This is a genomic window from Pelagibacterium halotolerans (assembly GCF_044811015.1).
Classification (GTDB): Bacteria; Pseudomonadota; Alphaproteobacteria; order Rhizobiales; family Devosiaceae; genus Pelagibacterium; species Pelagibacterium halotolerans_A.
Genome location: NZ_CP085243.1, coordinates 2,075,671 through 2,101,860 on the forward strand (window position 1 = coordinate 2,075,671; position 26,190 = coordinate 2,101,860).

The 26,190-nt window shown below is 60.9% G+C and carries 34 protein-coding genes; 6 read left to right on the top strand and 28 right to left on the bottom strand.

Going from position 1 to position 26,190, the window contains the following annotated elements:
* Window positions 1–74: 74 nt before the first annotated feature.
* Complete coding sequence (locus LG281_RS10180) at window positions 75–1,175, bottom strand: saccharopine dehydrogenase C-terminal domain-containing protein (protein WP_404400303.1); 1,101 nt, start codon at window positions 1,173–1,175, stop codon at window positions 75–77.
* Window positions 1,176–1,306: 131 nt separating this feature from the next.
* Between LG281_RS10180 and LG281_RS10185 the strand changes: the two genes are divergently transcribed.
* A complete protein-coding gene (locus LG281_RS10185) occupies window positions 1,307–1,738 on the top strand; it encodes an Lrp/AsnC family transcriptional regulator (protein WP_404400305.1) in 432 nt (143 codons plus the stop codon).
* A gap of 4 nt (window positions 1,739–1,742) precedes the next feature.
* Here LG281_RS10185 and LG281_RS10190 read toward each other — a convergent pair whose 3' ends face one another.
* From LG281_RS10190 to LG281_RS10220, 7 genes are all read right to left on the bottom strand, one after another.
* Window positions 1,743–2,387 (bottom strand): DUF4893 domain-containing protein, encoded by a 645-nt coding sequence (locus LG281_RS10190; RefSeq protein ID WP_404400307.1) that lies wholly within the window; start codon window positions 2,385–2,387, stop codon window positions 1,743–1,745.
* A gap of 64 nt (window positions 2,388–2,451) precedes the next feature.
* Window positions 2,452–3,516 (bottom strand): sn-glycerol-3-phosphate import ATP-binding protein UgpC, encoded by a 1,065-nt coding sequence (locus tag LG281_RS10195; protein ID WP_404400309.1) that lies wholly within the window; start codon window positions 3,514–3,516, stop codon window positions 2,452–2,454.
* Between the two features lie 3 nt (window positions 3,517–3,519).
* Window positions 3,520–4,368 carry a sn-glycerol-3-phosphate ABC transporter permease UgpE gene (gene ugpE / locus LG281_RS10200; RefSeq protein WP_404400311.1) on the bottom strand — a complete coding sequence of 283 codons (849 nt, stop codon included), beginning with the start codon at window positions 4,366–4,368 and terminating at the stop codon, window positions 3,520–3,522.
* A 2-nt stretch (window positions 4,369–4,370) separates the two neighbouring features.
* A complete protein-coding gene (ugpA, locus tag LG281_RS10205) occupies window positions 4,371–5,255 on the bottom strand; it encodes a sn-glycerol-3-phosphate ABC transporter permease UgpA (protein WP_404400313.1) in 885 nt (294 codons plus the stop codon).
* 74 nt (window positions 5,256–5,329) lie between these two features.
* Window positions 5,330–6,658: a sn-glycerol-3-phosphate ABC transporter substrate-binding protein UgpB gene (gene ugpB, locus LG281_RS10210; protein ID WP_404400315.1), complete on the bottom strand. Its 1,329-nt coding sequence runs from the start codon at window positions 6,656–6,658 to the stop codon at window positions 5,330–5,332.
* Window positions 6,659–6,952: 294 nt separating this feature from the next.
* Complete coding sequence (locus LG281_RS10215) at window positions 6,953–8,152, bottom strand: class I SAM-dependent RNA methyltransferase (RefSeq protein WP_404400317.1); 1,200 nt, start codon at window positions 8,150–8,152, stop codon at window positions 6,953–6,955.
* Entirely contained in the window at window positions 8,152–9,051 is a 900-nt protein-coding gene (locus tag LG281_RS10220) for a ribokinase (protein WP_404400319.1), read from the bottom strand. Before LG281_RS10220 ends, LG281_RS10215 begins: the two co-directional genes overlap by 1 nt.
* A gap of 152 nt (window positions 9,052–9,203) precedes the next feature.
* Here LG281_RS10220 and LG281_RS10225 point away from each other — a divergent pair, with 152 nt between their 5' ends.
* Window positions 9,204–9,626: an META domain-containing protein gene (locus LG281_RS10225; RefSeq protein ID WP_404400321.1), complete on the top strand. Its 423-nt coding sequence runs from the start codon at window positions 9,204–9,206 to the stop codon at window positions 9,624–9,626.
* Here LG281_RS10225 and LG281_RS10230 read toward each other — a convergent pair.
* Window positions 9,618–10,106: an MmcB family DNA repair protein gene (locus LG281_RS10230; RefSeq protein ID WP_404400323.1), complete on the bottom strand. Its 489-nt coding sequence runs from the start codon at window positions 10,104–10,106 to the stop codon at window positions 9,618–9,620. The two genes, LG281_RS10225 and LG281_RS10230, sit on opposite strands and share 9 nt — an antisense overlap.
* 9 nt (window positions 10,107–10,115) lie before the next feature.
* Window positions 10,116–10,997 carry a LysR family transcriptional regulator gene (locus tag LG281_RS10235; protein ID WP_404400325.1) on the bottom strand — a complete coding sequence of 294 codons (882 nt, stop codon included), beginning with the start codon at window positions 10,995–10,997 and terminating at the stop codon, window positions 10,116–10,118.
* Window positions 10,998–11,196: 199 nt separating this feature from the next.
* On the opposite strand from LG281_RS10235, the gene LG281_RS10240 reads away from it, so the two are divergent.
* Entirely contained in the window at window positions 11,197–11,484 is a 288-nt protein-coding gene (locus LG281_RS10240; protein WP_404400327.1) for a DUF1127 domain-containing protein, read from the top strand.
* Window positions 11,485–11,499: 15 nt separating this feature from the next.
* Here LG281_RS10240 and LG281_RS10245 read toward each other — a convergent pair whose 3' ends face one another.
* Complete coding sequence (locus LG281_RS10245) at window positions 11,500–12,009, bottom strand: Lrp/AsnC family transcriptional regulator (protein ID WP_404400329.1); 510 nt, start codon at window positions 12,007–12,009, stop codon at window positions 11,500–11,502.
* A 66-nt stretch (window positions 12,010–12,075) separates the two neighbouring features.
* On the opposite strand from LG281_RS10245, the gene LG281_RS10250 reads away from it, so the two are divergent.
* Window positions 12,076–12,830, top strand: a protein-coding gene (locus LG281_RS10250; protein WP_404400331.1) for an IS5 family transposase whose coding sequence is annotated in 2 segments (ribosomal slippage) — window positions 12,076–12,409 and window positions 12,409–12,830 — 756 coding nt in all. Because the reading frame shifts where the segments join, the coding sequence is not laid out codon by codon here.
* 30 nt (window positions 12,831–12,860) lie between these two features.
* Window positions 12,861–13,463, top strand: a complete 603-nt coding sequence (locus LG281_RS10255; protein WP_404400333.1) for a LysE family translocator — start codon at window positions 12,861–12,863, stop codon at window positions 13,461–13,463.
* On the opposite strand, the gene LG281_RS10260 is transcribed toward LG281_RS10255, so the two are convergent.
* The 10 genes from LG281_RS10260 to ureC all read right to left on the bottom strand — a co-directional run bounded on the left by LG281_RS10260 (window position 13,460) and on the right by ureC (window position 20,591).
* Window positions 13,460–13,834 (bottom strand): septal ring lytic transglycosylase RlpA family protein, encoded by a 375-nt coding sequence (locus LG281_RS10260; RefSeq protein ID WP_404400335.1) that lies wholly within the window; start codon window positions 13,832–13,834, stop codon window positions 13,460–13,462. The genes LG281_RS10255 and LG281_RS10260 overlap by 4 nt on opposite strands.
* A gap of 159 nt (window positions 13,835–13,993) precedes the next feature.
* Entirely contained in the window at window positions 13,994–14,437 is a 444-nt protein-coding gene (locus LG281_RS10265; RefSeq protein ID WP_404400337.1) for a GNAT family N-acetyltransferase, read from the bottom strand.
* 75 nt (window positions 14,438–14,512) lie between these two features.
* Window positions 14,513–15,145, bottom strand: a complete 633-nt coding sequence (ureG, locus tag LG281_RS10270) for an urease accessory protein UreG (RefSeq protein WP_404406697.1) — start codon at window positions 15,143–15,145, stop codon at window positions 14,513–14,515.
* On the bottom strand, window positions 15,139–15,852 hold the full coding sequence (locus LG281_RS10275) for an urease accessory protein UreF (RefSeq protein ID WP_404400339.1): 714 nt from the start codon (window positions 15,850–15,852) through the stop codon (window positions 15,139–15,141). Before LG281_RS10275 ends, ureG begins: the two co-directional genes overlap by 7 nt.
* Window positions 15,812–16,300 (bottom strand): urease accessory protein UreE, encoded by a 489-nt coding sequence (locus LG281_RS10280; RefSeq protein WP_404400341.1) that lies wholly within the window; start codon window positions 16,298–16,300, stop codon window positions 15,812–15,814. The genes LG281_RS10275 and LG281_RS10280 overlap by 41 nt, the downstream gene beginning before the upstream one ends.
* 76 nt (window positions 16,301–16,376) lie before the next feature.
* Window positions 16,377–16,751, bottom strand: coding sequence for an MliC family protein (locus LG281_RS10285; RefSeq protein WP_404400343.1), 375 nt, complete (start codon window positions 16,749–16,751; stop codon window positions 16,377–16,379).
* 74 nt (window positions 16,752–16,825) lie between these two features.
* Window positions 16,826–17,152, bottom strand: coding sequence for an AzlD domain-containing protein (locus tag LG281_RS10290; RefSeq protein WP_404400345.1), 327 nt, complete (start codon window positions 17,150–17,152; stop codon window positions 16,826–16,828).
* Window positions 17,149–17,853 carry an AzlC family ABC transporter permease gene (locus LG281_RS10295; RefSeq protein WP_404400347.1) on the bottom strand — a complete coding sequence of 235 codons (705 nt, stop codon included), beginning with the start codon at window positions 17,851–17,853 and terminating at the stop codon, window positions 17,149–17,151. The genes LG281_RS10290 and LG281_RS10295 overlap by 4 nt, the downstream gene beginning before the upstream one ends.
* Before the next feature lie 164 nt (window positions 17,854–18,017).
* Window positions 18,018–18,602 (bottom strand): hypothetical protein, encoded by a 585-nt coding sequence (locus LG281_RS10300; RefSeq protein WP_404400349.1) that lies wholly within the window; start codon window positions 18,600–18,602, stop codon window positions 18,018–18,020.
* Window positions 18,603–18,881: 279 nt separating this feature from the next.
* Complete coding sequence (gene ureC, locus LG281_RS10305; RefSeq protein WP_404400351.1) at window positions 18,882–20,591, bottom strand: urease subunit alpha; 1,710 nt, start codon at window positions 20,589–20,591, stop codon at window positions 18,882–18,884.
* 164 nt (window positions 20,592–20,755) lie between these two features.
* Between ureC and LG281_RS10310 the strand changes: the two genes are divergently transcribed.
* A complete protein-coding gene (locus tag LG281_RS10310; RefSeq protein ID WP_404400353.1) occupies window positions 20,756–21,325 on the top strand; it encodes a hypothetical protein in 570 nt (189 codons plus the stop codon).
* Between the two features lie 97 nt (window positions 21,326–21,422).
* Here the strand turns inward: LG281_RS10310 and LG281_RS10315 are convergent, their stop codons facing one another.
* Genes LG281_RS10315 through urtC form a run of 7 tightly spaced genes read right to left on the bottom strand, consistent with a single transcriptional unit; the run spans window position 21,423 to window position 26,189 of the window.
* A complete protein-coding gene (locus tag LG281_RS10315; protein ID WP_404400355.1) occupies window positions 21,423–21,728 on the bottom strand; it encodes an urease subunit beta in 306 nt (101 codons plus the stop codon).
* Between the two features lies 1 nt (window position 21,729).
* On the bottom strand, window positions 21,730–22,320 hold the full coding sequence (locus LG281_RS10320) for a HupE/UreJ family protein (RefSeq protein WP_404400357.1): 591 nt from the start codon (window positions 22,318–22,320) through the stop codon (window positions 21,730–21,732).
* A gap of 11 nt (window positions 22,321–22,331) precedes the next feature.
* Window positions 22,332–22,634, bottom strand: coding sequence for an urease subunit gamma (locus LG281_RS10325; protein ID WP_404400359.1), 303 nt, complete (start codon window positions 22,632–22,634; stop codon window positions 22,332–22,334).
* Window positions 22,635–22,650: 16 nt separating this feature from the next.
* Window positions 22,651–23,490, bottom strand: a complete 840-nt coding sequence (locus LG281_RS10330; protein ID WP_404400361.1) for an urease accessory protein UreD — start codon at window positions 23,488–23,490, stop codon at window positions 22,651–22,653.
* Entirely contained in the window at window positions 23,490–24,191 is a 702-nt protein-coding gene (gene urtE, locus LG281_RS10335; RefSeq protein ID WP_404400363.1) for an urea ABC transporter ATP-binding subunit UrtE, read from the bottom strand. The genes LG281_RS10330 and urtE overlap by 1 nt, the downstream gene beginning before the upstream one ends.
* A 6-nt stretch (window positions 24,192–24,197) precedes the next feature.
* On the bottom strand, window positions 24,198–24,950 hold the full coding sequence (gene urtD / locus LG281_RS10340) for an urea ABC transporter ATP-binding protein UrtD (protein WP_404400365.1): 753 nt from the start codon (window positions 24,948–24,950) through the stop codon (window positions 24,198–24,200).
* Window positions 24,951–24,956: 6 nt separating this feature from the next.
* A complete protein-coding gene (gene urtC, locus LG281_RS10345; protein ID WP_404400367.1) occupies window positions 24,957–26,189 on the bottom strand; it encodes an urea ABC transporter permease subunit UrtC in 1,233 nt (410 codons plus the stop codon).
* Window position 26,190 lies beyond the last annotated feature (1 nt).

Here is a 26,190-nt window from a genome sequence, read left to right on the forward strand (position 1 = left end):
AAAGCGAGGGGCTATCTTTTTTTGCGCGCGCCTTATCCATTGGCGATCCTCCCATTGCGCCTATTCAAGCAGGTTCAGGCGACCGCTGTCATCCTGTCGCGTTCGGAAAATGCACGACCGAAACGGTTGGCGAGGAAATCCTCCAGCGCGATGCTCTCCTGCTCGACGAACCCTTTTTGCGGCAGCTTGCCCTCGGCCAGCATATCCAGAACCGTCGAAACGCCCGAGGCGGTCGTGATCTGGATGGCGCTGCGCTTGCGCCGGCCGACATAGCCCGACAGGATGGCGCGCGAGAAGGTTTCCTTCGCCGGCTTGCCGTCCTTTATGCCAGTCACCTCGACGTAGATTACGACAACGTCCTGATCGGTTGGTTTGACGGCGTGCCGCATGATTTCGAGCGCAAGATCGCGGCGGTCTTCGAGGTGCAGGTCCTTCAAAAGGAGCTTCATAATCTTGGCGTGACCGGGATAGCGTATGGTGCGGTAGTTGAGGTTTTTGACCTTGCCGAGCATGGCGTGCGGGGTCGAACCCAGTCCACCGGAGGTATTGAAGGCCTCGTATTTGATGCCGTCGATTTCGAGTTCCTCGACGTCTTCGAGCGGCGCGACTTCGGTCAGTTTGCCGTCGACGATAGCCTCACAGGGTTCGCAGTATTCGTTGATGACACCTTCGGGCGACCAAGTGAGGGCATAGTTGAGCGCGTTGTCAGGGAATTGCGGTAGCGCGCCGACACGCATCTTGACGTCTTCGAGCGTGTCGAAGCCACGCGCAAGCGAGTTTGCGGCAATGGCGATGAAGCCCGGTGCAAGGCCGCATTGGGGGATAAAGGCAGTTTGAGCCATCGCCGCGATTTCCTTGACGCGACGGGTGCTTTTGACGTCCTCGGTCAGATCGAGATAGTGCACCCTGGCCGCAGCGGCGGCCTCGGCGATGCGGGTCGTGAGATGGTAGGGTGCGGCGCTGATCACCGCGAATTTACCCTTGAGTAAGGTTTCGAGCGCGCCCGGCGTCTCGACTTCGACCTTCTCGGCTTTAACGGTGCTGCTCACCGCAAGTGTCGCAAGCTGTTCGGCGCTTTTATCAGCGATGGTGACGGCATAGTCGCCGGATGAATCGAGCATATCCGCGATAGTAGCCCCGATCCGCCCGGCGCCGACGATAACGATCTCTTTCATGGCTCATCCCTCTGAATTCAGGTTCCCCAACCTTGAACCGCTAGAATGCCAGAAATTTTCGTTGATTTGCATTCGGTAGATCGTGTGAAATAGTATTCAGATACTGCAATGTGCCGAAAATTAACGCCAGAATGACGAAAGTTAACTCGGATCGCAAACTTGTGGCGCTTTTGCGCGAGAACGCACGCATGCCCGTAACCGAACTGGCGCGCAAACTCGGGGTGTCGCGCTCGACCGTGCAGAGCCGGTTGGAAAAGCTTGAGCGCAACGGAACGATCGTCGGGTATACAGCGAAGCTTTCGGGCGACTATCTTGCCGCGCAACTCCGGGCGCACCTTATGGTGACCGTGTCGCCGAAATATTCGGGTGCGGTGGTCAAGGCGCTCGAAGCGATCATGGACGTCAAGACGGTGCATTCGGTGAGCGGGAGTTTCGACATGATCGTTATCGTCGAGGCGCCCTCGGTGGCCGAGCTCGACGCGGTGATCGACGAGATCGGCGCGCTTGAGGGCGTCGAGCGGACGATGAGTTCGATCGTGCTCTCGACGCGGATCGACCGTTGAACGGCTACCGCCGTATCTCGTAGAGCCGATACCGCCCTTCATCCGGCGCAAAAGCCATCATGAAATGGTCCGAGCCGAGTTTGTAGACGCGGGCGATAGCGTCCATGGCGCGGTTAGCGTTGGGTGCGTCCTCGCCCATATGCGCCGAGTACATGCGTTCCTGTTCGTAGCCGTAATAAAGCGCACCAGCGAAAAAATAATACCGATGCTCCGGCTCAAGCGCCATCAGGCCGCGATGGCGCTGGGAACCGCTATCCTTGTCAAAGACCAGCGCGCGGGCTTCCCTGAAAACGCGCGCCGGGAACCACGAATAGACGAAGGCGCCCAGGTCGTCGACCTGCATCGAGCGGACCTTCCAGTCCCCCAGAAGCCCCGCCTCATCCACGATGGGGACCCGTTCGGCGTCGAGCAGCGCGCGAATCTCCTCGGCCCAGACCGCGATTTCTGCGTCCATCGGGTCCGCCGCGACCGCTTCGAGCTGAGCGCGCATCCGCTCTTCCCAGCCCTTCATCGCGTTGCGGTCGTCCGCATGAAGCGTATCGACAAGGATGTCGTAGTAGGCTGGCGCGCCGGCAGGCACAGTCTCGGTGCTGAACGCTGCAGCCGACGCGAGGGCCATCACAAGGGCGAGGGTAGCGGTCCTGAACATTGGCGGCTCTCCTTTCGGGTTAACACTCTGCCCGGATTTTTCGCCGCCGCCAATGCGGACCGTCTTAGGCCGCCTGCTGCGCCGCCACCTTTCGGCCCGTCGCCTGATCGAAGCAGTGCAACGCGCTATGGGACACGTGCAGGGCCAGTACGTCGCCGGGTTCGCCCGGGTGAATGCCCGGCGCGCGGACGACGATGTCCTTTTCGATGCCTTGCGCGCGCGCATAAATGAGGCTTTCAGAACCCACGAGTTCGACCGCATCGAGGGTGGCGCTAATTGTCAGGTGCGGCTCGGCCGGAGCTTCCAGCGTCACGTCTTCGGGTCGCAGGCCAAGCGTTCCGGTGTTCGCCGGAACAGTGCCGGGGAGATCCGCACCGATCGCCCGCAATGCGTCGACCTCAATGAGGTTCATCCCCGGCGACCCCATGAACGCGGCGACGAAAAGCGATTGAGGGTTGGAATAGACATCCAGCGGTTTGCCCATCTGCTCGATCTGCCCGCCATTCATAACGACGAGCTTGTCGGCCAGCGTCATGGCTTCGAGCTGGTCGTGGGTCACATAGACGGACGTCGTCCTGAAGGAGCGTTGCAGGCGGCGGATTTCGACCCGCATATGGCCGCGCAACTTGGCGTCGAGGTTCGAGAGCGGCTCATCGAACAGAAACGCCTTGGGCTGACGCACGATAGCGCGGCCCATGGCGACGCGTTGGCGTTGTCCGCCAGAAAGCTGGCGGGGTTTTCTGTCGAGGAAAGGCGTGATTTCGAGGACGCGCGCGGCCTCCTCGATGCGCTCGGCGATCTCGGCCTTGGGGGTGCCGCGGTTTTTCAAGCCGTATTCGAGGTTCCCGCGCACGGTCATGTGGGGGTAAAGCGCATAGTTCTGGAACACCATGGCGATGTCACGCTCGGCGGGCTCAAGCTTGTTGACGATCTTGTCTCCGATCTCGATGGTGCCATCGGTGATGGTTTCAAGCCCCGCGATCATACGCAAAAGCGTGGACTTGCCGCAGCCCGAGGGGCCAACGAGCACGACCAGTTCGCCATCGGGGATCGTAAGGTCGATGCCTTTGATCGCCTCAACGCCGCCGGCATAGGTTTTTCTGACGTTTTTGATCTCGATACCGGCCATGGATCATTTCTCCGTTTCGACCAGGCCTTTGACGAAAAGGCGTTGCATAAAGATGACGACGAGCACGGGGGGCAGCATGGCCAGCACGACCGCAGCCATGACGACGTTCCATTGGGGAATCGCGTCGGCCACGTCGGCCATGCGCTTTATGCCCATGACAACGGTGTAGTAGCGCTCGTCGGTGGTGATCAGAAGCGGCCAGAGATACTGGTTCCAGCCGTAGATGAAGAGGATGACGAACAACGCGGCGATATTGGTGCGCGAGAGCGGCAACAGGATATCGCGGAAGAATTTGAGCGCGCCGGCGCCATCGACACGCGCAGCCTCCATCAACTCGTCCGGGACCGTCAGGAAAAACTGGCGGAAGAGGAAAGTCGCGGTTGCCGACGCGATCAGCGGGATCGACAGGCCGGCATAGGAATTGAGCATTTTCAAATTGGCGACGACCTCGAAGGTCGGCACGATGCGCACCTCGACTGGCAGCATCAGGGTGATGAAGATCGCCCAGAACGCCGTCTGGCGGAACGGAAACCGGAAATAGACGATGGCGAAGGCCGAGAGGATCGAAATCGCGATCTTACCGATGGCGATGGTGAGCGCCATGATGAGCGAATTCCACATCATCAGCCCGAGCGGCGGCGCGCCCGAGGTGGAGACGCCTGACGAGAGCATTCTGCCATAGTTGTCAAGCATATGCGGTCCGGGCAGGAGCGGGATCAGCCCGGACATGAAATCGGTGGGCCCTCGGGTCGAGGCGATCAGCGCCAGATAGACCGGAAACGCGACGATCAGAACGCCGATGATCAGAACAAGGTGCGAGAGAAAATTGAGAAAGGGTCTGTTTTCGACCATGATCAGTACTCCACGCGCCGTTCGATATAGCGGAACTGGATGACGGTGAGCGTGATCACGATCGCCATGAGGATCACCGACTGGGCCGCCGAGGAGCCGAGATTGAGCCCGATGAACCCGTCATTGAACACCTTGTAGACGAGGATGTTCGTCGACTGCGCCGGCCCGCCTTCGGTCGTGGCGTGGATGACGCCGAAGGTGTCGAACATGGCGTAGACCACGTTGACGACCATTAAGAAGAACGTGGTGGGCGACAGCAGCGGCAGAATGATCGTGAAAAAGCGTTTGACCGGCCCGGCACCGTCGATGGCCGCAGCTTCCGAGAGCGAGTGCGGAATGGCCTGCAGTCCGGCAAGGAAAAACAGGAAATTGTACGAAATCTGCTTCCAGCTCGCGGCGATGACGACAAGGATCATGGCGTCGGTGCGCGAAAGCCCGTGGTTCCAATTATAGCCGAACTGATCGAGGATATAGGGCAGGATGCCGATGGTGGGGTTGAACATGAACCACCACATGATGCCCGCCACCGCCGGGGCGACGGCATAGGGCCAGACCAGAAGCGTCGTATAGGCCTGCGCGCTGCGCACCATGCGGTCGGCGGCGACCGCGAGCACGAGCGCAAAACCGATGGAGAGCACCGTCGTGCTGACCGCGAAAATGACGGTTACCGAGAGCGAATTGAGATAGGAAGCGCTTGCGAAGAGCCGCGTGTAGTTTTCGAACCAGACAAAGCTCGTCTTGAGCCCAAAAGCGTCCTCGCGCAGGAAGCTCTGGTAGAAGGCCTGCCCGGCCGGCCAGAGAAAGAAAATGGCGGTGATCGCCAATTGCGGAAGAAGGAGCGCGTAAGGCAGCCCGCGATTGGAAAAGATCGTGCGCTTTGTCTGCATGATGTGACCCGCGTCTTGTTATGGCAAAGTCCGCGTCCCCTGAGGAACGCGGACTTTTTCGGTCTTTCGAGCGGTTAGCTGTTCGCCGCTTCGAACTCGCGGATCAGCGCATTGCCACGTTCGACGACGGCGTCGAGGGCCTGCTGGGCGTCTTTGTTGCCCGAGAGCAGCTGCTCGAACTCCTCGTCGATGATCGTGCGGATCTGAACGTAGTTGCCGAAGCGCAGGCCCTTGGAATTTTCCGTCGGGGCGTTGAGCGTGATCTGCTCGATGGCGACATCGGAACCTGGATTGGCTTCATAATAGCCCTGCTCCTGACCAAGCTCATAGGCCGCCTGGGTGATTGGCAGATAGCCCGAGAACTGGTGCCAATCGGCCTGAACTTCCGCCGAGGAGAGGTAGGAGAAGAAGTCCGCGACGCCAGCATATTCTTCCGCCGGCTTGCCCTGCAGGGTCCAGAGCGTGGCCCCGCCGATGATCGAATTCTGCGGCGCGCCGTCAACGTCGGCGTAGTAAGGCAGCATGCCGTAGCCGACTTCGAAGTCCGTGGCGTTAGCGATGACGCCGGCGCGCGAAGCCGAAGAGTTCATATACATCGCACATTCCTGCGCATAGAACATCGGAGGCGCATCGTCACCGCCGACCGGACCGCCGTACTGGAAGATGCCTTCGTCCTGCCAGTCCTTGAGGTTGGCCCAATGTTGAACCTGGACGGGGCCATTGACGGTCAATTCGGTTTCAAGGCCACCGAAGCCGTTTTCCAGCGTGCCGATGGGCTGGTTGTGCCAGGCCGAGAAGTTCTCGAGCTGTACCCAGGAAATCCAGCCGGAGGTGAAGCCGCACTCGGCAGCGCCCGATTCCATGATCTGACGCGAAAATTCTTCAACTTCTTCCCAGGTGGCCGGTGCGGTTTCGGGGTCGAGACCGGCCGCTTCGAACACGTCCTTGTTGTAGTAAAGAATAGGGGTCGAGGAGTTGAACGGCATCGACAGCATGTTGCCGTTGGTGTCGGTATAATAGCCGACAACGGCGGGCAGGAAGGCATTGGGGTCGAAATCTTCGCCGGTGTCTTCCATGAGCTGATAGACCGGATAGATGGCGCCCTCGGCGGCCATCATGGTGCCGGTGCCCACTTCGAAGACCTGCACGATATGCGGCTGCTCGTTGGCCCGGAAGGCCGCGACCGCGGCTGTCATGGTTTCGACATAGGAGCCCTTGTAGGTCGGAACGACCTCGTATTCGTCCTGGCTGGCGTTGTAGCCCGCGACGATTTCCTCGAGTTTGGTGCCAAGCTCGCCACCCATGGCGTGCCACCAGTTGATTTGCGTTTGGGCGAATGCCGAGCCGGCGCCTGCGAAAAGCGCCAGGGCGGCTACGCCTGAAGCCAGAATATGTTTATGCATGATTTTCTCCCGATTATTGCCTTGTCGCGACCGCATGCCGGCCGGTGGACCAAACCACGAGCCGATGCCTAGACTGGGCGTGCAAAGCTTCCGTGACGGTATCGTGATGATTGCATGACTGTGAAAACGCCCGCTGCAAAGGCGATAGCGCGTCGGCAATCGATCGATGCCCTCCCTTTGGCTTCTCCTCCGCGCCCCAATCCGAATGTCGATCACCGCACATTTTTGCGTCAGTGACAAAGTCATTGTGACAATATTGTCATAATTGACAAGCGCGTAATGCACCCGCGTGCATTATCGATGGAAAACCGCGACAAGCTCAACGTGTGCGCTGTGGAGAAACTGATCGACCGGGGTGACCATTCCCATTCGGTATTCGCCAGCGGCGAGGATGGCGGCATCCCGCGCAAAGCTCTGGGGGTCGCATGAGACATAAACGATGCGCTCTACCTTTGAGCGGGCGAGTTCGCGGGCCTGCGTCTGGGCGCCGGCCCGTGGCGGATCGAGCACCACTGTGTGGAAGCGGTTGAGCTCGAAGGGAGACAGCGGATCGCGGAAGAGGTCACGCTTCTCGGCGGTGACCGCCTTAAGTCCCTTGGTTTTGCGCTTTGCCGCGTCGAGCGCTGCAATGGCCGGGGCGTCGCTGTCCGCCGCGTAGACCGGAGCGCTCTCGGCCAGACGAAGGGCGAAAGGGCCGACGCCGCAGAAAAGGTCGGCTATCGATTTCGCACTTTCAGCTGCATCGGTCACGAACGCGGCAAGTGTCGCCTCGGCCAGCGCCGTAGCTTGCAGGAAGCTCCCGGGAGGAATGGCTACATCGGCCCTACCCATGCGGATAGTGGGCGCGCGATAGCTGAGGACCACCTCGCCGTTTACGGCGACACGGGCGAGGTCGAACCGGGTGGCGGCTTTGGTCAGCGCGGCATTGGGCTTGATGCCTTTGCCGCGTATGGCCACGTCGAGGCCGAGGTCGGTCGCGGTGAACGAGACGTCGCACGGGCCAACAGCGGCAGCGATTGTCGTTGCGATCTCCGGAGCACGGCCCAGGGCAGGCACGAGGATCGGGCAGCTATCGAGCACATGGATCTCGTGGCTGCGCAGCCCCATGAACCCGGCACCGGCTTTCGTTGCGTGCAGGGTGGCGCGGCGCCGACCTTCGCCATGGGCAGGGACAAGGTCGGAAACCTCGGTCGCGATGCCAGCGCGATCGAGCTGGCTCGTTACAAGGCCACGCTTCCATGCGCGGTATTCGGTGTCGGCAAGATGCTGAACCTGGCATCCGCCGCAGACGCCGAAATGCGGGCACGGCGGGGCGACGCGGTCCGGGCTCGGCGTCAGCAGTTCGATAAGCCTGCCGCGATTGCCATCGATTTCGGCCCTGACGGTCTCGCCGGGCAGCGTGAAAGGGATGAAGACACGGTTTCCGTCCGCAAGAGCGACGCCCTCGCCGCGATACCCCAGCGCGGAAATCTTGATCGTCCTCTCTTCCGCCATCAGCCGGCGCGTTTCTCGTCGACCACGTCGCGCGTCGGGATGGCGGGCTGGGCGCCCGGTTTGAGGCAGGCGAGGCCCGCAGCGGTTGCTGCCAGTTCGAGCGCCGATTTGAGTGCCTTGCCCTCGGCGAGGCCAGCGGCGAGATATCCCACGAACGTGTCGCCGGCACCGACGGTATCGACGGGCTTGATCTTCAAGGCCGGTACCTTGACGATTTCCCCTGCCTCGCAGGCGATGGCACCCTTGCCACCCAGGGTCGCGACGACGATCAGGTCCAGTTCCCCGGCCAGCCACGCGACGGCCTTCTCCGGCGTCATTGCCGGAGCGCTGAGCTTCTCGAGAAGCCCGGCCATCTCGCCTTCGTTGACGACGAGCACGGAGACGTCCTCGAGCATCGCGGCTGGGAAGTCGCGATAGGGCGCTAGGTTGAGGACAACCTTTGCACCTGCGGCTCTGGCCGCCGCCGCTGCGGCTGCAACGCCTTCGAGCGGCGTTTCAAGCTGGAGCAACAGCGTATCTTCGGCAGAGATACCCGCCTGATCGAGCGCTGCGGCGCTGAGGCGGCCGTTGGCGCCCGGAAGCACGGTAATCATGTTCTCGCCTGTGTCGTCGACGACGATCATGGCAACGCCGGTATGCCGATCCATGCGGCGGACGGATGACAGATCGATTTCGGCCTCGCGCAAAAGTTCGAGCGCACGGCCGGTGAATTCGTCATCGCCAACGCAGCCGACCATCTTCACCTCGGCGCCCGCGCGCGCGGCGGCCAGTGCCTGATTCGCGCCTTTCCCTCCGGGTGCGAATTCGAGCGTCGAGCCCAGAACGGTCTCGCCGGGACGCATGAGCGTTGGCGCGTGGCCGATGAGATCGATATTGATGGACCCGTAAACTACGATCATTTTTGGTTCCCTCATTTTTTGCGTTCTTGTGCCAGAGTGCCGTGGCGCAGTTCAAACGTTTTCGACCGACGCCAAGCGGAAACGTTCAGGCGCGGTTCATAGGCGGCATGGCAAGACGCCGTCGAACCTATCCCGATCGAGGAGAAAGGCATATGAGGGCGATCACGATTTTCGGCACTACTGCCCTTACCGCGGCGCTGTTCGCCGGTATCGCGTTTTCAGAAGGCAATGGTGCGCATCCGCTCATCGATACGCAGTGGACGTTGACCACGCTCAATGGGAGCGCAACGCCCGAAGGCGTCACCTCGACGCTCCGCTTCGGCGAGGACGCTATTGGCGGTAATGGCGGATGCAACACATTTGGTGGGTCGGTGGCGTTCGAAGGCGAGACCGGGCTCGACATCTCGCAGATCTTTTCCACAATGATGGCCTGCGAGCCGCCCAAGCAGGATCAGGAACACGCCTTTTTTCGTGCGCTCGAGGCCACGACCCGTTTCACGCTCGAAGACGACACACTGACACTCCTCAGCGAGGACGGGGAAACGCTGGCAGCGCTTAAGCCAGCGTCAGACTAGCGGCGTTTGCCCCGGCCCGGGATCCATAAGTCCATGGACCCTGTCAGCGCCGATGCGTGCGAGCCTGAGCATCAGCGCTTTACGCCGTGCGCCAGCCAGGGCATCGAGCGGGGCGGGGCGCAGAATCGCCCCTTCATGTCCGTCAGCAACCATCAACCCTTCCTCGGCTGGAAAGATGTCGTCGAGCTCGGGGGGCTTACAGAAGAAGAATCGATCGCAAAATTCGCGGTATTCGTGCCATTTGGTGTCGACGCGGAAATCCTGAACCGAGGACTTGATCTCAACGATCCAGATCTCGCCCTTGGGCCCGACCCCCAGAACATCAGCGCGCCGACCGTTCGTCAGCGGCACTTCCGCGTAGCACGCCATGTCGTGAACGCCGCGCAAAAAGCGCATGACCCCGCGCTGGACGCGCAGTGCGGTGGTGGACTGGCGGCCATCGACGAGAACAGGAGTGCGTTCGGAATCGGCTGAACTCATAAGACGATTTTACGCCTCATCGCCCGACTGTGAAACCTGGTTGGGGCGCTCGCCTGCAAAAAGCGGAGTCTGCTCGGCCATGAGCGTGGCAATGCGCTCGAGGGTCCGGCGGATGGCGGGTGTATGCCGTTCGTCGTGATGCGCGACCAGCCATTGTTCGGTCGTCAAGGCCTCGATGAGCCCGCTCGCACGCTTGAGCCGCGCATCGCTATCACCCACAAAACATGGCAATACCGATATGCCCTCGCCTTGGGCGACGATCTCGCGCACGGCATAGACGCTGTTGCCCTTCAAAATAATGCGATGGCCATGGGTGGCGCTAAGCCAGCGCGCCGAAGGCGTCGTCGATGTATCGCCCGAAAGTCCGACGACCGGTGTTTCCTCGCCGGCATCGATATCGGCGGCGCAATAGAGCGCATAGGCGACCGTACCGATGCGGCGGCCGGCGAGCGCCGTATCCTCAGGCCGCGTGTTCCGGATGCCGATATCGGCAGCACGGTGCCCGATATCGATACGCGCATTGGCGGCAACGAACTCGATCGCCGGTTCGCCCTCATGCCAAAGGGCTCTGATATGGCGTGCGAGGAAATCTGTCGTCCAATTGCCCGCCGAAAGACGAACCGAGCGCTGGGATTGCGTCCCCTCCTTCCAACGCTCCACCGCGACCATGGCGCGCTCAACCTCTTCGGCAACCCCGAACAATTCCTCACCCGCCGCGGTCATCCGGTAACCGGTCTGGAGCCGGGTGAAAAGGGGCACGCCGACGCGCCGCTCGAGGGCGGTGATCCGGCGCCCGAGAGTTGCCGCTGACAGCCCCGTCGCAGTGCGGGCCGCCGAAAGCCCGCCCAGACGGCTCACGGCCAGAAAGAGGCGTAGATCGTCCCAGTCCATCTGCTATTGCATTTTTGAAAAATGAGTTGCGATCCCGGTCGTAGCATGGGCTCCAGAGATTTGGCAAACTCCAAACATGCGCTGCACCGGTTCAGCCGATGTATGGCGCACCATACTTTTTCATTCACACAACTACCGGCGCCTGCGTACCGCACCCCCTTGCGTGGACCTGCCGCGCCGGTGCTTATGGAGACATCCGATGCTCACGACCTTATTGGCCTGGCTCGCCGAATGGCGCGCCTATCGCAAGACCTATGCAACCCTGCGGCAACTGGACCCCATCCTCCTCGCCGACCTCGGTCTAGCTGACATCGACCTCTCGCGCATCAGCCGTGCCGCAGCGCGGCAGAGGGGAGCGGTCGTTTCGGTCTACGAACTCGTCGACGGGTATTTCGACGAGGACATCCGCAAGCCGGTCAAGTTCAAAGTGCGCAGCACCGAGCGCTGCGCGCCGGCGGAGACGAGGCGATATGCGGAGGTGTGCTAAACGCCTCCTCCTACCTCACCCCCGTTCGTCCTTGGGCGATCCCATAACCACATAAGTCGTGATCGCCGTCACCTGCGGCAGGGTGCCCAGGACATCGGTATGGAAGAATTTGTAGGCCGCAATGTCAGCGACCTCGACGCGGAGCAGATATTCCACCGTACCGGTGATGTTGTGGCACTCAACGACCTCGGGGGCGCGGGCGATGGCACGTTCGAAGGCTTCCTGGCTGGCCTTTGTGTGGTCTGAAAGTCCCACGGCAATATAGGCGAGGAAGCCGCCGCCGACGCGTGTGCGGTCAATGCGCGCGCGATAGCCCTTGATGATCCCCGAGCGCTCGAGCTCCTGCACACGGCGCAGGCAGGCCGAAGGCGAGAGCCCGACGCGCTCGGCCAGATGCACGTTGGGCTGCCGCGCGTCGCGCTTCAGCTCTCGCAATATATGCTCGTCAATTGTATCAATCTTCGACATTAATTGCAGAAATAGTGTGCTTTGGAGGCAATATGCAATCCTGTGTCGCGTGGACACGCTAGGCTCAGGACCTATTAATTTGATGTGAGATGTGATTCAGGGTCTCCGATGAAGGAGGTCCTGATGAGTGATTTGTTTCTGTTGAGCGAGCGCCAGATGGCGCGGATATCACCGTATTTCCCGCTTTCCCACGGCATTCCGCGGGTTGACGACCGGCGGGTGGTTAGCGGCATCATCTACGTGATCAGGAACGGCCTGCAGTGGAAGGACGCACCAAGCGGGTATGGCCCGCACAAGACGCTCTACAATCGCTTCATTCGCTGGAGCCGGCTGGGCGTGTTCGACAGGATCTTTGCAGCGCTGGCCGGCGAAGGGCCGCAACCCGAGCGCATCATGATCGACGCCACGCATCTGAAGGCCCACCGCACCGCGGCGAGCCTTCTTAAAAAGGGGATGTTCCCCGTCGTATCGGGCGGACGAAAGGCGGGCTGAACTCCAAGCTGCACGCCGTTTGCGACGCCGAGGGCCGGCCGCTGATACTGCTTTTGAGCGAAGGCCAGATGAGCGACCACAAGGGCGCCAGGCTCTTGCTCGACGTGCTGCCGTCCGCCGACAGCCTGCTTGGCGACAAGGGTTACGACAGCAATTGGTTCCGCCAAGCTCTCGCTGACAGGGGCATCGAGCCATGCATTCCGCCGACCAAAAGCCGCAAGCAGCCGATCGACTACGACAAAGCGCTCTATCGCCAGCGCCATAGAATTGAGAACATGTTCGGCAAGCTCAAGGACTGGCGGCGCATCGCTACCCGCTACGATCGATGCGCTCACACCTTCTTTTCAGCCATCTGCATCGCCGCAACCGTCATCTTCTGGCTCTGATTAACGAGTCCTGAGCCTAATATTGCACGCATGACCGACCTTGCCACACTCCTCCCCTATCTCGCATTCTGTATCGTTATGACCGGCACACCCGGCCCCAACAACACGATGGCACTTGCCTCGGGTGTGCGGGTTGGGCTTTTACGGTCGATGCCGCTCGTTGCCGGGATCGCAGTCGGCGTCGCGCTGCAGCTTATGGCCGTCGGGCTGGGGCTGGGTGCGATCTTCGAGGCCATTCCGGCGCTCCATGATGTCCTGCGCGTTGGCGGCGCGCTCTATCTCCTGTGGCTCGCCTATAAGATTGCCCGCAGCGGCCCGGTCCGTCCGGCGACGGAAGACCGGCCACCCGTCGGATTTGCCGGAGCGGCGGCATTCCAATGGATCAATCCCAAGGCCTGGGCGATCACGACGAGCGCGGCGGCGGCCTATGTGCCGACGGGCAATTACCTTGCGAATGTGGGCGTCGCGGCAATCGTCATTGCGCTTGTCGCGATTCCGTGCGTATCGGCGTGGGCCGCCGGCGGCACGGTCCTCAGGCGCTTTCTGGTACAGCCGACTTACGCGCGCGCATTCAACGTCGTCGCGGCGCTGCTGCTGGTTACAGCAATCGGGCCGATCGTTATGAGCGTCTAGCTCATAATCGTCAGGCATACATCGGCAACCCCGGCGGTGCGGAAACCAAGCTGGTTCGCCGCCGCGCGGGAAACATCGATGATACGGCCGGAGATAAACGGGCCGCGATCGTTGATCCGCAAGGTCAGTTCTTCACCATTGTCCCGGTTGAGGACATTGACCATCGTGCCGAAGGGCAGCGTGCGGTGCGCTGCGGTTAGGGCATCGGGATTCATCATTTCGCCCGACGCGGTCGTATTGCGGATGGCGTACCACGATGCATCGCCGCATTGAGTGGCGGTTTGGGCCGAAAGGGCAGAGGAGAGGGAAAGGGCCGCAAAAGCGGCAGTTATGACCATAAAACACAAAGGCAGGACGCGGCGCGTCATCATTAGGACTTATCCGTTGCAGTTGATACTGAACGGGCGCGCTAGTTAGGACTTGGGGCAAAAATGTGTCCGCCTATGCAAGTTGAATGCAAGTCGATCATCTCGCCCACCACGCTGTTGCATCAACGCAACGATTCCGCATCCTCGGAACAACTTTCCTGATTATTTTACAGGAACCATTCCACGCTTTTTATAAAATTGAATAGCGCCATTATTTACGCGATCAACTTTGAGGTCGAGATAGGGATGGTATCGGTTCCGGCACGCTTGGAAGCTGCGCAACAACAAGGCCTCGCCGATCCCTATGCGGCGCCAGCCGGGTGAGACGACGAGGTCTTTCAAAAAGCTCGAATTCCAGCAATGGGCGAACCCCACGAACGCACCATCCGCCGCCTGGGCGACGAAGAACAACTCGGCGTCGTATTCGGGGTCGGACAAGAGCCGCGCGCGCCAATCGGCATAGGGTGGAACCGAGAGGCCGTTCTGCCCATAACCGTCCTGCATCACGGCGTGCAGCTCTTCAGCCATCGATACGGCGAAAGGCACAAGCGCTATGCCTTCGGGCCAGACCGGCTCGGGGAAAGGGCGCGTCAGATCGCGTCTCATGCGCAATGGGCCGTTCATAATGGCCCTGAGCTTACCAGCTTTCGGCGGCGAACTTAAGGCATGCGCCCTAGAGCGCTATAGCGCCAGCTCCGCCCGCGCGAGCCCACCATGCTTTTCGAGAAACGCAACGATCTCCTCGACGCCCTTGCCGCGCTTGAGGTCTGTAAACACATGCGGTTTGCCACCGCGCCCGCGCCTGGCATCGGCATCCATCACATCGAGATCGACTTCGACATAAGGCGCGAGATCAGCCTTGTTGATCACCAGCATGTCCGAGCGTGTGATGCCCGGCCCGCCCTTGCGCGGAATCTCCTCCCCCTGACAAACGGAGACGACGTAAAGCGTCAGGTCGGCAAGATCGGGTGAAAAGGTCGCCGCGAGGTTGTCGCCGCCACTTTCGATGAAGACGACGTCGAGATCGGGGATACGGGCGTTGAGCTCGGCGATGGCGCGCAGGTTGATCGAAGCGTCTTCGCGGATGGCGGTATGCGGGCAACCGCCAGTTTCCACTCCAACGATGCGATCTTCGGGCAATGCCTGGAGCCGCGCCAGCATCATCGCGTCTTCTTTCGTATAGATATCGTTGGTGATCACACCGACCGAATAGTACTCGCGCATGGCCTTGCAGAGTTTCTCGGTCAAAGTCGTCTTGCCCGACCCGACCGGGCCCCCGATGCCGACGCGCAAGGGTCCGTTCTTGCTCATGATCGAAATATCCTCACTGGCAAATCTTCGTGCCTCAGGCTTGCAATATCGGTGCCAAGGCCGAACGATCCAATATCGTCAATCTGCGCCCCCGCAGCCCAATCGGCAAGCTCCGCAATGTTCGGTTCGAGTTGCGCTTGCAACGTGACGCCTTCGGTTTGTCCCAGCGGCACAAGACGAATGGCGACGGAAATCTGTTGGCCGACATAGGCATTCACAAACCCTGCGATGACCGAAGGCGCCTCGATCCCGTGCAGGCCCGCCATAGCGCCTATGGCGACAGGCAAGGCCATCGGATTTTCGAAGGCCACCGCGAGCCAATCGGACACCTCGACTGGCCAGGCGTTGGCGGCCTCGAGAAAGGATTGCGCCTGCTCGCGGGTTTCCTTGTCGCGTTCCGCAGAACTTTGCAAGGCGAGTGCAAGATCGTTGACCATTTGCAGCGAGTCTGCATCACCCTTGGCTACTGCGCGGGCAGCAATGCCTACAAAAGCGGCATCATTGCGAATAGCCCCCGCGTGGAGTTGTCCTTCCAGCCAGGCTTTGACGTCCCCGATGGTAGCGATGCGATGTTCGGCGATTGCAGTTTCGAGGCCTTGGCTATAGGCAAAACCGCCAATGGGAAAGGCTGGGGACAGCCAGGTCAAAAGCCGGACGAGTACGGCTGTTTCAGCCATGATGATGGTGGTGCCGCTCGTGGTGATGGCCATGCCCTTCGCCCGAATAGGCCCCGCGCACGGGCGAGAACGGCTCGATAACGTCGCGGACGGTCGCGCCCAGACCTTCGAGCATGTCTTTGATGACGTGGTCGCGGCCGATCAGAATGCGCTTGGGTCCGTGCGCTTCACCTTCGATCTGGCAGGGCAAGTGCCGGTTTCCGATATGCCAGCACAATTGCATGATATGCAGAGTATCGCGCGCCGTGATTTCGTACAGCTCTTCTTCGGCAGCGACGATCTCGACGATGCGGCCGTCTTCGAGCACGAGCACGTCCCCTGTCTCGAGTGCCACCGTCTGCGGCAGGTCTACGAGGACCTCATCCCCTTGGGCCAGCGTTATGAGCTTACGGCGAACGGCGCGCTCGTCATGGGCGAGCACCGCAACGTCGAACGGCGTGCCGCGGGTGTGGCCCTTGTGGTCGTGATCTATGGCGCGCATGGCGGCAACAACCTCTTTGGATCGGATTTTCAGTCGCCCGATCCAAGCAGGAAGCGTGCCAGCGGGCAAGCCTTGATCAGGGCGTATCGGTCGCCGCGATGCACGAGAGCGATGCGGCGTCCTCCCCGGCCATCTCGTCGATCAGTTGCGCTTCGTTGCCAGTCGTCCACCAGATGTACTGGCCGGACGCATAGCGGGCGCCAGAGCCCGAGATGACATTGACGAATATGAGCTTTTCGCCCTCGATGGGGACAAGCGCAAGGAAGATCGGGTGGGCATTCACGTATTCGACCGTGAGTTGTTCGTCGAGCCCATCGCAGGTGTAGCTGACCACATCGCGCTGAGCATTGCCTTCGAGTTCGAGCACAAGCTGCATGGACGTTTCGACGGCGAAGGCCGGGGCGGCGGTAAGCGCCGCCACGGCGGCAAGGGCTAGGGGCTTGAGCGTCATCTGCGGGTCTCCCGGGATGCAAATCACCTTCGATGAGTCTAGCACCGGATTTGCGGAACGAGAATGACGGCGGCTCACATCGCGATCAGTGCATAGGCAATCCCATAGGCTATCGCGCCGATGAAGGTGGCAAGCGCAACATCGCGCTTGAAGATGAAGCCTGCGACCGTCGCCGCGATACCGACGGCAATCGGCGCCAGCACTGTGATGTCCGGTTCGAGCATCGGCAGGAACGAAACCGCAAAGAGCGCGGCAATAGCGGCCGGGCCTGTGGCGGCGAGGAACCGGCTTACCGGACCGCCAGGATTGCCCGCCGAAAGATCGATCTTGGTGGGCAGCACGCGGAAGACCCATGTGCCGATGCCGACGATGAGCGTGATGATGACCAGATCGATATTCATCGTTCGAGCCCACGGATGCGGATCAACCCCACCAGCGAACCGGCGATCATGCCCGTAACGATGCCCACCGTCGTCGAAAACATGAGGCTTGCCGGGACGGTGACGACGATGGACGCCACGATGACGGCAAGCTGCTTGCGGGAGAGGACCGCGAGCAGCATGGCAAGAAACAAGGCCGGCAACAGGAACCCCAGCGCCGCATCGACAGCCGGAAAATCTTCCACCGCGCCGCCACCGAAGACGGCGCCGGTGCCCGTGCCGAGTGCCCAGGAGAAATATGGTCCGATCCCGAGCCCAAGCATCCAGCGCTCAGAAAAATTCTCCTTGGACCGGCTGACCCCTACTATCGCCGCCCCGAACGCGCCATCGGACAGCCATCCGCCCCATAGCCAGGAGAACCGCGTCGCGGCTCTATCCTTGGCCGCTTCGAGTATGGCGGGCCCATAAAGCACGTGGCGCAAATTCATCGCGAGCACCGAAAGCGCCGATACGATGACCGGCGCGCCGCCGGTCAGCAGTGCCAGCGCGAGGAATTGCGCGGCGCCGGCATAAATGACCGCAGACACGAAGACGGCTTCAAGCGGCGAAAGCCCGGCTCGCGCCGCGGCAATGCCGAAGGAAATGCCGATGGGGAAATAACCCAGCGTGATGGGCAGGGATTCACGGAAACCGGCGCGGAAGGTAGCGGTGGGAATAGGCATGTTGGTTTGTGGCGTTTTGACTAGACCGAGCTGCCGCTAGTAAGTCGCGATAAGCGAAGGTAGGGGAGACACCAACGGTTGCATGTCCGTCGTGCCACGGTTTTTTTTGGCACGTCGCTTTTATTACCGTCGACGCTGCAGCAGACACAATATCTTGCATGATCTCATTGGCTGCCCTCTCTTCGCATTGGTATAAAGCTTGCATTGAGCAGCAAGCTTGTTGGCCAGACGTCGACGACATCACTTCCGGCGTTCAGAAAGAAGATGTGCTTATCCGTCTGCAGAAGGACCCGCCATTCGGCACCATCCAATACCGTTCCATTCGAAAAACGGTATGAGCTGGTAACGTCAGTGTTCTCCAGAGTGTTTAATACCACGCCACGGGCATCAAGAATCGCCACTATGATTGCTGAAAAACAAACGACGCTCAGAGCAAGCAATGGCGAGAAATCAATTCTGAAAACGGCTGCAGACGCATATATGAACGCAAGGATTACACTAACCAAAAATATGATAGCGGCAACGGCGCTACCGAAGTAAATAATTTCGGTTAGCTCGAGCCCTTCTAGCCAGGCCCTTAAGCTGGCGTAGAAAAATGAAAATATGGCAACGCCCACCGCAAGCATTAAGGCAACTATAAATTGCTTCGCCGCCTGCTTCAATACAGCTTCACGTCGGCACGATGGCGCAAGCTCGAACAAAGGAAACATGAATAAAATCACAGTGATTGAAATAAGTGCAACCGTCATGAACATGTTCCATGCGAATCCAATCTTCACATAGTCACCAACGGACAACCACATCGCGACATCAATTCCAAACCACCCGAGAATAATACTACTTCGTATATACCCTATTACTACGATGAACGCGGAATATAACGTTAAACCCTGCAGGACAGTTTGAACAGAAGGCCTCTTGAAGCCTCGCATACGGATTTTATTCTCAGTTTCTGGCAACATACTTCGGCGCCCCCAAGTGCGCCAACGCTACACTCAATTGCCGGGCAGAGAAACTATGCCAACGCGTCAGAACAGGAAATACCGCTGCGCCATTGGCAGAACCTCCGCCGGCTCGCACGTCAGCAGCTCCCCGTCGGCGCGCACCTCGTATGTTTCGGGATCCACGCTCACCTCAGGCGTTGCGCTGTTGTGAATCATGGAAGCCTTGGAGATGCCGCCGCGCGTGTTGTTGACCGCAAGCATGGCCTTTTCGACACCGAGCGTATTCCCGATCCCAGCATCGAGCGCGGCCTTGGAGACAAACGTCACCGATGTGTTGGTGATGGCCTTGCCGAAGCCGCCGAACATATAGCGGTAGTGCTGGGGCTGGACGGGGATGGAGCCGTTGGGGTCGCCCATGGGCGCGGCGGTGATCATGCCGCCCATCAGGATCATCTCGGGCTTCACCCCGAAAAAGGCTGGGTTCCAGACGACGAGGTCGGCGCGCTTGCCGACTTCAATCGAACCGATGTGATCGGAAATCCCGTGCGCGATGGCCGGGTTGATTGTGTATTTTGCGACGTAGCGCTTGACGCGGAAATTGTCGTTGTCGCCCATTTCCTCGGCAAGCCGCCCGCGCTGGCGCTTCATCTTGTCGGCGGTTTGCCAGGTACGGATGATGACTTCGCCCACACGGCCCATCGCCTGGCTGTCGGACGAAATGATCGAGAACGCGCCCATGTCGTGCAAGATATCCTCGGCAGCAATCGTCTCCTTGCGGATACGGCTTTCGGCGAAGGCCACGTCTTCGGGGATCGAAGGGTCGAGATGGTGGCAAACCATGAGCATGTCGAGATGCTCGGCGAGCGTGTTGACCGTATAGGGGCGCGTGGGGTTGGTCGAGGACGGGATGACGTTCTCAAGCCCGCAGACCTTGATGATATCCGGCGCGTGTCCGCCACCGGCGCCTTCGGTGTGATAGGCGTGGATCGTGCGGCCCTTGAAGGCGGCGATGGTGTCCTCGACGAAGCCGGATTCGTTGAGCGTGTCGGTGTGGATCATCACCTGCACGTCGTAGTCGTCGGCGACCGACAGGCAGTTGTCGATGGCGGCGGGGGTCGTGCCCCAATCTTCGTGAAGCTTCAGTGCCGCCGCACCGCCCATGATCTGCTCGATCAGCGCTTCCGGACGCGATGCATTACCCTTGCCGGCGAGCGCAATGTTCATCGGGAAAGCATCGAAGCTCTGGATCATCTTGCCCGTATGCCAGGGCCCGGGCGTCACCGTCGTTGCCAGCGTGCCATGCGCCGGACCAGTGCCGCCGCCGAGCATGGTGGTAACCCCGCTCATCAGCGCTTCCTCGATCTGCTGGGGGCAGATGAAGTGGATGTGGGAATCGAACCCACCGGCGGTGACGATCTTGCCCTCGCCTGCGATGATTTCCGTTGTCGGGCCGATGATGATGGTGACGCCGGGTTGGGTGTCGGGGTTGCCCGCCTTGCCGATAGCAGCGATCAGCCCGTCCTTCAGCCCGATATCGGCCTTGTAGATGCCCGTATGGTCGAGGATCAGCGCGTTGGTGATGACAGTATCGACCGCCCCACCCGCGCGGGTCACCTGCGATTGACCCATGCCGTCCCGGATCACCTTGCCGCCGCCGAACTTCACCTCCTCGCCATAGATCGTGAGATCCTTTTCCACTTCGACGAAAAGCTCGGTATCCGCGAGGCGGACCTTGTCGCCGGTCGTCGGGCCATACATGTCGGCATAGAGCGCACGGGTGATTTTGGCGGACATGACTTAATTCCTCATTCTTGCAGATAAATTCCGCACCCCTTAAAAGCGCCGGATTTCAGGGGTTTGCGGCCTGCCTTGAAAATACCTTGAAACCGGACGCTGCCGGCAACGTTTTTAGCCTCCAGAGGGGCGGTACAACCTAACCCGACACGGAGGATATTCCGATGAAAACACTGTCTGTTCTTGCTCTTGGTACGGCTTTGACGCTGACCGCACCGTTCGCGCTCCCGGCCTACGCCGCCGGGCTCGACGCCAAGGTGGGCCTTGGTGTGGACGCCGACGTCGATGCCGGCGCAGATGCCGGTACGAACGGAAGCATCATCGTTGGCCAGGACACCGGTGTGGATGCCGAGGTCGATACCGACATGGATGCCGAAGTCGATGCCGATGCGGATGTCGAGGCCAGTACCAGCCTGGGCGGAGATGACACCTACACCTATGACGACGCTGTCGCCGCAATCGAAGGCTCCGCCAGCGCCGCGGCGATTCTCGAAAGCGCCACGGCCTTCGAAATCGTCTCGCTTGCCGAGCTCACTGCCGGTGAAACGGCCGATATGGCGGCCGTCGCCCAAGCCCAGGCGGCGGCCGAGGCCGATCTCAGCGCGCTGCACAGCGCGGTCGCGGCCAATGCCGAACTGATGGCGGCGCTCGAAGCCGAAGAATACGCCGATACCGATGTCGTCGGCATCTCGAGCGGGGCGAATGGCGTGGTTACCGTTTTTGTCGACGGGTAAAAGGCTGCCCAGCAAACGAGTCTCCGGGCGGAGCGCGACAGCGCCCCGCCCTTTTTGCATCGCATGCCTTCTGTGCACGGCGCCAATCATGGGAAGCCTAAAGCGCTCCCATGATCTTCTGGTTGAACCCGTAGATGACCCTATCGCCCGAAATCGGGATCAACATCACCTCGCGGGTCTGACCCGGCTCGAACCGCACAGCGGTGCCCGCAGGGATATCGAGCCGCATGCCGCGGGCCTTGTCACGGTCGAAGGCGAGCCCGGCATTGGTTTCGTAGAAATGATAGTGGCTGCCGACCTGGATCGGTCGGTCGCCGGTGTTGGCAACCTCGAGCGTCACAGTCTCACGACCGGCATTGAGTTCGATTTCGCCCGTAACGGTCGTGACTTCCCCAGGGATCATCCTAGCCTCCGATCGCGAGCCAAAGCCCGCCTAGCCCTGTCAGCATGCCGGCGACACGCATAATCGTCCTGCCATACGCACCCTTCATGAGCCCCGCGATGGCGACACCCATTGCGATGCCTGCAGCGTGCAGAAGGGCCGTTGCCAGGATGAAGCCCAGTGCGAAATCGAGTGCGCCCGCAGCGCCAAGTTCACCCCCGTGGGCGTGGCCGTGGAACAGTGCAAAAAACGCAACGATGCCAGAAACCCCAACCGTCGGGATCGGCAGCGCCAACGCTATCATGATGCCAATGAAGATCACCGAAGCGAGGATGACCGGCTCGACGAAGGGCAGCGGCATACCGGCAATCGCAGCGCCGAAACCGACAGCCATCATGGCAACGAAGGCGAGCGGTACCGTCCAGAGCGCGCGTCCGCCGATGCTTGCGGCCCAGAGCCCGACGGCAACCATTGCCAAGATGTGGTCAAGCCCGAAGAGCGGGTGCGAGAATCCGGCGGCAAACGCGCCGTGCGTTGCAGGGTCGAGATGGGCGAAGGCCGGGGCCGTGGCGGCGAAGACAGCAAGGGCCGCAAGTGCAATGCGCTTGATCATAAGAAATACTCCTAGCGGATCGGATCGTGGACGGTGACGAGCTTGGTGCCGTCGGGAAATGTGGCTTCGACCTGGATGTCGCCGATCATCTCGGCGACGCCTTCCATGACCTGGTCGCGGGTGAGCACCTGTGCACCCGCTTCCATCAGGTCCGGTACAGCACGCCCGTCGCGGGCGCCTTCGACGACGAAATCGGTTATGAGGGCCACGGCCTCGGGGTGATTGAGTTTCACCCCGCGTTCGAGCCGGCGCCGCGCGACCACGGCGGCCATCGCGACCAGAAGCTTGTCTTTCTCCCTGGGTGTCAGGTTCATGCCCTATTCTTCCCCTTTATAGTGTCCAAAGCCGCGGCACCGCATTGCCCGTTGCGAGCGCCGCAATGGCCGGCATGATGATCTTGCGCAGACGATAGCCCGAAGACGCCGCCGCGCGCATGACGATTTTGTCCCCGATCCGGCTCGCGCCGGCGGTTTTGAACGGCGCGAGGATCGTTTTCAGCGTTTCGATCTGCTGTTCGGCGTCGGTTCCGGCATATAAGAGGGTGGCATAGGCTCGCGCACCGTCGAGCAGCGCGATATTGGCGCGCGCGAGCACGTCGTTGGCGTTCAGCCGGCTTGCTTCGGCGTGGATCAGGTGTCCGCCGCGTCGAATGTGCCAGGTGTCGGAAATCGCTGCGGAAACCGCATCCTCGCCGGAAGCCTCGCGTCCGAGTATAACGGCCTCGAGCCCGAGAAACGTCGCGTCCTCGGCCAGATCGACGGCCAAGGTGCGGTCGAGCCGCGCGCCTTCAAAGAGGATCGTTTCCTGCGGCAGCCAGTCGAGGCGTGCGCCAGGGCCGGCAGCGAGCGTCGTACGGACCCTCGCTGTGCCGCCTGCAGAGCGGTAGATACGTTCGCACGCCTGGGTCGTCGCAACGAGGTGCGCGCCCTCTCCGGCAGTGCAGGACCAGTCCATAACGTCGCCGCCGGTCAACCCGCCTGAAGAGTTAATCAGCACTGCGTCGAGCCAATCGCCGTGGGTTTTTGGCGCGCGGATTTTTGCGCACCCTTCCTGGTAGAGCGTATCGAGCGCAGAGACGCCACCGCGCGTCTTTGCAGAGACACGGCCCGCGCCATAGGCCCGCTGGAGCCCGCCCGGTATCGGTGTGTCGGTTTCAGGCTCGTGCAGCATCAGACCATCAAGTGCCGTTTGACGTCCGGGTCATCGAGATCGCTCGCGGGTCCTGAATGCATGATCTCGCCCCGGTCCATGACGTAGATATCGTCGGACAATTCGCGGCAGAAATCGAGATATTGTTCGACCAGAAGGACGGTCATCCCCATCTCGTCGCGCAGAAACTGCAGGGCGCGCCCGATATCCTTGATGATCGAGGGCTGGATGCCCTCGGTCGGCTCGTCGAGCACCAGCACCTTGGGCCGTGTCACCATCGCCCGCCCGATGGCCAGTTGCTGCTGCTGCCCGCCCGATAGGTCGCCGCCGCGGCGCGAGAGCATGGATTTGAGAACCGGGAAGAGTTCGAACACAGTCTCGGGGATCGAGCGGTCTTTCGGCTTCAGCGGCGCAAAGCCCGTGAGAAGGTTTTCCTTGACCGTCAGGAGCGGGAAGATTTCCCTGCCCTGCGGGACGTAGCCGATGCCCATGCGCGCCCGGGTGTAGGGTGCGGATTTTTTGAGCGGGATATCATCGAGCGCGATGCTGCCGCCGGCGATCGGCTGTACGCCGGTGATCGCGCGCAGGAGCGAGGACTTGCCGACGCCGTTGCGGCCGAGCACAGAGGTGATGCGATTGGGCCTGACCTCGATGGTGACCCGGCGCAGTGCCTGCGCGGCGCCGTAGAAGAGATCGACATCGGTGACGGTGAGATGTGTCATGGTGCGCTACCTCCCCAGATACCGCTCGATGACTTTCTCGTCCGCGCTCACATGCGCGAGCGAACCTTGCGCGAGCACAGAGCCTTCGGCCAAGCAGGTCACCCGGCACTCGAGGTCGCGCACAAAGCTCATATCGTGCTCTACGACCACCACGGAGTGGTTCTTCGCAATTGTCTTCAACAGCTTCGAGGTCTCCTCTGTCTCCGCGTCGGTCATTCCCGCGACCGGCTCATCCACAAGCAGGAGCTTGGGATCCTGCGCGAGTAGCATGCCGATCTCGAGCCATTGCTTCTGCCCATGGGAGAGATTGGCCGCGTAATCGTCCTTGCGATGGGAGAGCCGCACGGTTTCGAGGATCTCCTCGATCCGGCCGGTATCCGCGTTCCCGCGCGCATAGAACCAGGAGGCGAAAACGCCGCGCGGGTTTTTCAGCGCCAGTTCGATATTGTCCCAGACCGTATGGCTTTCGAAGACGGTCGGCTTTTGAAACTTCCGCCCGATGCCCAGATTGGCGATTTCGGACTCGTCCTTTTTGGTGAGGTCGACCTTGCCTTCGAAGTAGACCTCACCTTTGTCGGGCTTTGTCTTACCGGTGATGATGTCCATCATCGTCGTCTTGCCCGCGCCATTGGGACCGATGATCGCCTGCAATTCACCCGGCTGGACGACGAGTGAAAGCGCATTTAAGGCCTTGAAGCCATCGAAGGAGACGGTGACGTCATCGAGATAGAGCAGCGAGGAAGCCAGTTCGGATGTCATTTGGGGCTACTCCGCGGGTTTGGGCTCGGCACCCTCAGGCGTGGTATCGGTATGGTCATCGGCCGATACGCGCGGGGTGGAGAGATCGTCGGGGCCGGGACCGGCGGTTCCAATCCCCTTTTGCGCCCGCGCCGAGGCGCGGCGCGCCCTCAGCGCCGTCCATGCCGAAACGAAGACACCGACGATACCCTTGGGCATGAAAAGCGTGACGAAAACGAACAGCCCACCCAGCGCGAAGAGCCAGAAATCGGGGAAAGCGCCGGTGAAATAGGATTTCCCGGCATTGACGAGGATCGCGCCGATGATCGGCCCCAAAAGCGTGCCGCGGCCACCCACCGCCGTCCAGATGACGATCTCGATCGAGTTGGCCGGGGAAAACTCGCCCGGATTGATGATGCCGACCTGCGGCACGTAAAGCGCGCCGGCAACGCCAGCGATCACGGCGGAAACGGTGAAAGCGAAGAGTTTAACATTCTCCACCCTGTAGCCAATGAACCGCGTGCGGCTTTCCGCGTCGCGGACGGCGACCATTACCTTGCCGAGCTTGGATTTGACGACCATCGAACAGAGGAGGAAGGAAACCGCGAGCGCAATCGCGGTCGCCGCGAAGAGCCCCGCGCGGGTCGCGGGGGCAGCGATGGGCGCACCGAGGATGTCCTTGAAATCGGTCAGTCCATTATTGCCGCCAAAGCCCATATCGTTGCGGAAGAACGCGAGCATCAACGCGAACACCATCGCCTGCGAGATGATCGAGAAATAAACACCCGTGACCCGGCTTCTGAAGGCGAACCAGCCGAAGACGAAGGCCAAAAGCCCGGGAACGAAGACGACCATCAACGCCGCAAACCAGAACATGTCCATGCCCTGCCAGTACCAGGGCAGCTCGTTCCAGCCGAGGAACACCATGAAGTCCGGCAGCGTCGCATTGGCGTAAACGCCCCGGTCGCCGATCTGGCGCATCAGGTACATGCCCATCGCGTAGCCGCCCAGCGCGAAGAATGCGCCGTGGCCAAGTGAGAGAATGCCCGCATACCCCCAGATGAGGTCGAGTGCGAGGGCGAGCATGGCATAGGAGAGGTATTTGCCCAGAAGCGAAACGAGATAGTTGGGCACGCGCAACGGGTGACCGGCGGGCAGAAACAGGTTCGAGAGCGGCACGAGGATCGCGACCGCGATCAGGATCGCGATGACGATGACCGCCTTGGTGTCGAGCGCGCGGAAGATGGCCTTGGTGATCATT

Coding starts and splice junctions, on each gene's coding strand:
- LG281_RS10285 (WP_404400343.1), bottom strand. CDS start 16,751: ATGACGCTCAAGCCCCTAGCCCTTGCCGCCGTGGCGGCGCTTACCGCC.
- LG281_RS10220 (WP_404400319.1), bottom strand. CDS start 9,051: ATGATCGTAGTTTACGGGTCCATCAATATCGATCTCATCGGCCACGCG.
- ureC (WP_404400351.1), bottom strand. CDS start 20,591: ATGTCCGCCAAAATCACCCGTGCGCTCTATGCCGACATGTATGGCCCG.
- LG281_RS10180 (WP_404400303.1), bottom strand. CDS start 1,175: ATGAAAGAGATCGTTATCGTCGGCGCCGGGCGGATCGGGGCTACTATC.
- LG281_RS10330 (WP_404400361.1), bottom strand. CDS start 23,490: ATGCTGCACGAGCCTGAAACCGACACACCGATACCGGGCGGGCTCCAG.
- LG281_RS10230 (WP_404400323.1), bottom strand. CDS start 10,106: ATGAGTTCAGCCGATTCCGAACGCACTCCTGTTCTCGTCGATGGCCGC.
- LG281_RS10320 (WP_404400357.1), bottom strand. CDS start 22,320: ATGATCAAGCGCATTGCACTTGCGGCCCTTGCTGTCTTCGCCGCCACG.
- ugpB (WP_404400315.1), bottom strand. CDS start 6,658: ATGCATAAACATATTCTGGCTTCAGGCGTAGCCGCCCTGGCGCTTTTC.
- LG281_RS10255 (WP_404400333.1), top strand. CDS start 12,861: ATGACCGACCTTGCCACACTCCTCCCCTATCTCGCATTCTGTATCGTT.
- LG281_RS10195 (WP_404400309.1), bottom strand. CDS start 3,516: ATGGCCGGTATCGAGATCAAAAACGTCAGAAAAACCTATGCCGGCGGC.
- ugpE (WP_404400311.1), bottom strand. CDS start 4,368: ATGGTCGAAAACAGACCCTTTCTCAATTTTCTCTCGCACCTTGTTCTG.
- LG281_RS10300 (WP_404400349.1), bottom strand. CDS start 18,602: ATGACGGTTGCACTTATTTCAATCACTGTGATTTTATTCATGTTTCCT.
- ugpA (WP_404400313.1), bottom strand. CDS start 5,255: ATGCAGACAAAGCGCACGATCTTTTCCAATCGCGGGCTGCCTTACGCG.
- LG281_RS10325 (WP_404400359.1), bottom strand. CDS start 22,634: ATGAACCTGACACCCAGGGAGAAAGACAAGCTTCTGGTCGCGATGGCC.
- LG281_RS10235 (WP_404400325.1), bottom strand. CDS start 10,997: ATGGACTGGGACGATCTACGCCTCTTTCTGGCCGTGAGCCGTCTGGGC.
- urtE (WP_404400363.1), bottom strand. CDS start 24,191: ATGACACATCTCACCGTCACCGATGTCGATCTCTTCTACGGCGCCGCG.
- LG281_RS10240 (WP_404400327.1), top strand. CDS start 11,197: ATGCTCACGACCTTATTGGCCTGGCTCGCCGAATGGCGCGCCTATCGC.
- LG281_RS10190 (WP_404400307.1), bottom strand. CDS start 2,387: ATGTTCAGGACCGCTACCCTCGCCCTTGTGATGGCCCTCGCGTCGGCT.
- LG281_RS10275 (WP_404400339.1), bottom strand. CDS start 15,852: ATGGCCATCACCACGAGCGGCACCACCATCATCATGGCTGAAACAGCC.
- urtC (WP_404400367.1), bottom strand. CDS start 26,189: ATGATCACCAAGGCCATCTTCCGCGCGCTCGACACCAAGGCGGTCATC.
- LG281_RS10215 (WP_404400317.1), bottom strand. CDS start 8,152: ATGGCGGAAGAGAGGACGATCAAGATTTCCGCGCTGGGGTATCGCGGC.
- urtD (WP_404400365.1), bottom strand. CDS start 24,950: ATGACATCCGAACTGGCTTCCTCGCTGCTCTATCTCGATGACGTCACC.
- LG281_RS10280 (WP_404400341.1), bottom strand. CDS start 16,300: ATGCGCGCCATAGATCACGACCACAAGGGCCACACCCGCGGCACGCCG.
- LG281_RS10295 (WP_404400347.1), bottom strand. CDS start 17,853: ATGCCTATTCCCACCGCTACCTTCCGCGCCGGTTTCCGTGAATCCCTG.
- LG281_RS10315 (WP_404400355.1), bottom strand. CDS start 21,728: ATGATCCCTGGGGAAGTCACGACCGTTACGGGCGAAATCGAACTCAAT.
- LG281_RS10260 (WP_404400335.1), bottom strand. CDS start 13,834: ATGATGACGCGCCGCGTCCTGCCTTTGTGTTTTATGGTCATAACTGCC.
- LG281_RS10225 (WP_404400321.1), top strand. CDS start 9,204: ATGAGGGCGATCACGATTTTCGGCACTACTGCCCTTACCGCGGCGCTG.
- LG281_RS10185 (WP_404400305.1), top strand. CDS start 1,307: ATGACGAAAGTTAACTCGGATCGCAAACTTGTGGCGCTTTTGCGCGAG.
- LG281_RS10265 (WP_404400337.1), bottom strand. CDS start 14,437: ATGAGACGCGATCTGACGCGCCCTTTCCCCGAGCCGGTCTGGCCCGAA.
- LG281_RS10290 (WP_404400345.1), bottom strand. CDS start 17,152: ATGAATATCGATCTGGTCATCATCACGCTCATCGTCGGCATCGGCACA.
- LG281_RS10310 (WP_404400353.1), top strand. CDS start 20,756: ATGAAAACACTGTCTGTTCTTGCTCTTGGTACGGCTTTGACGCTGACC.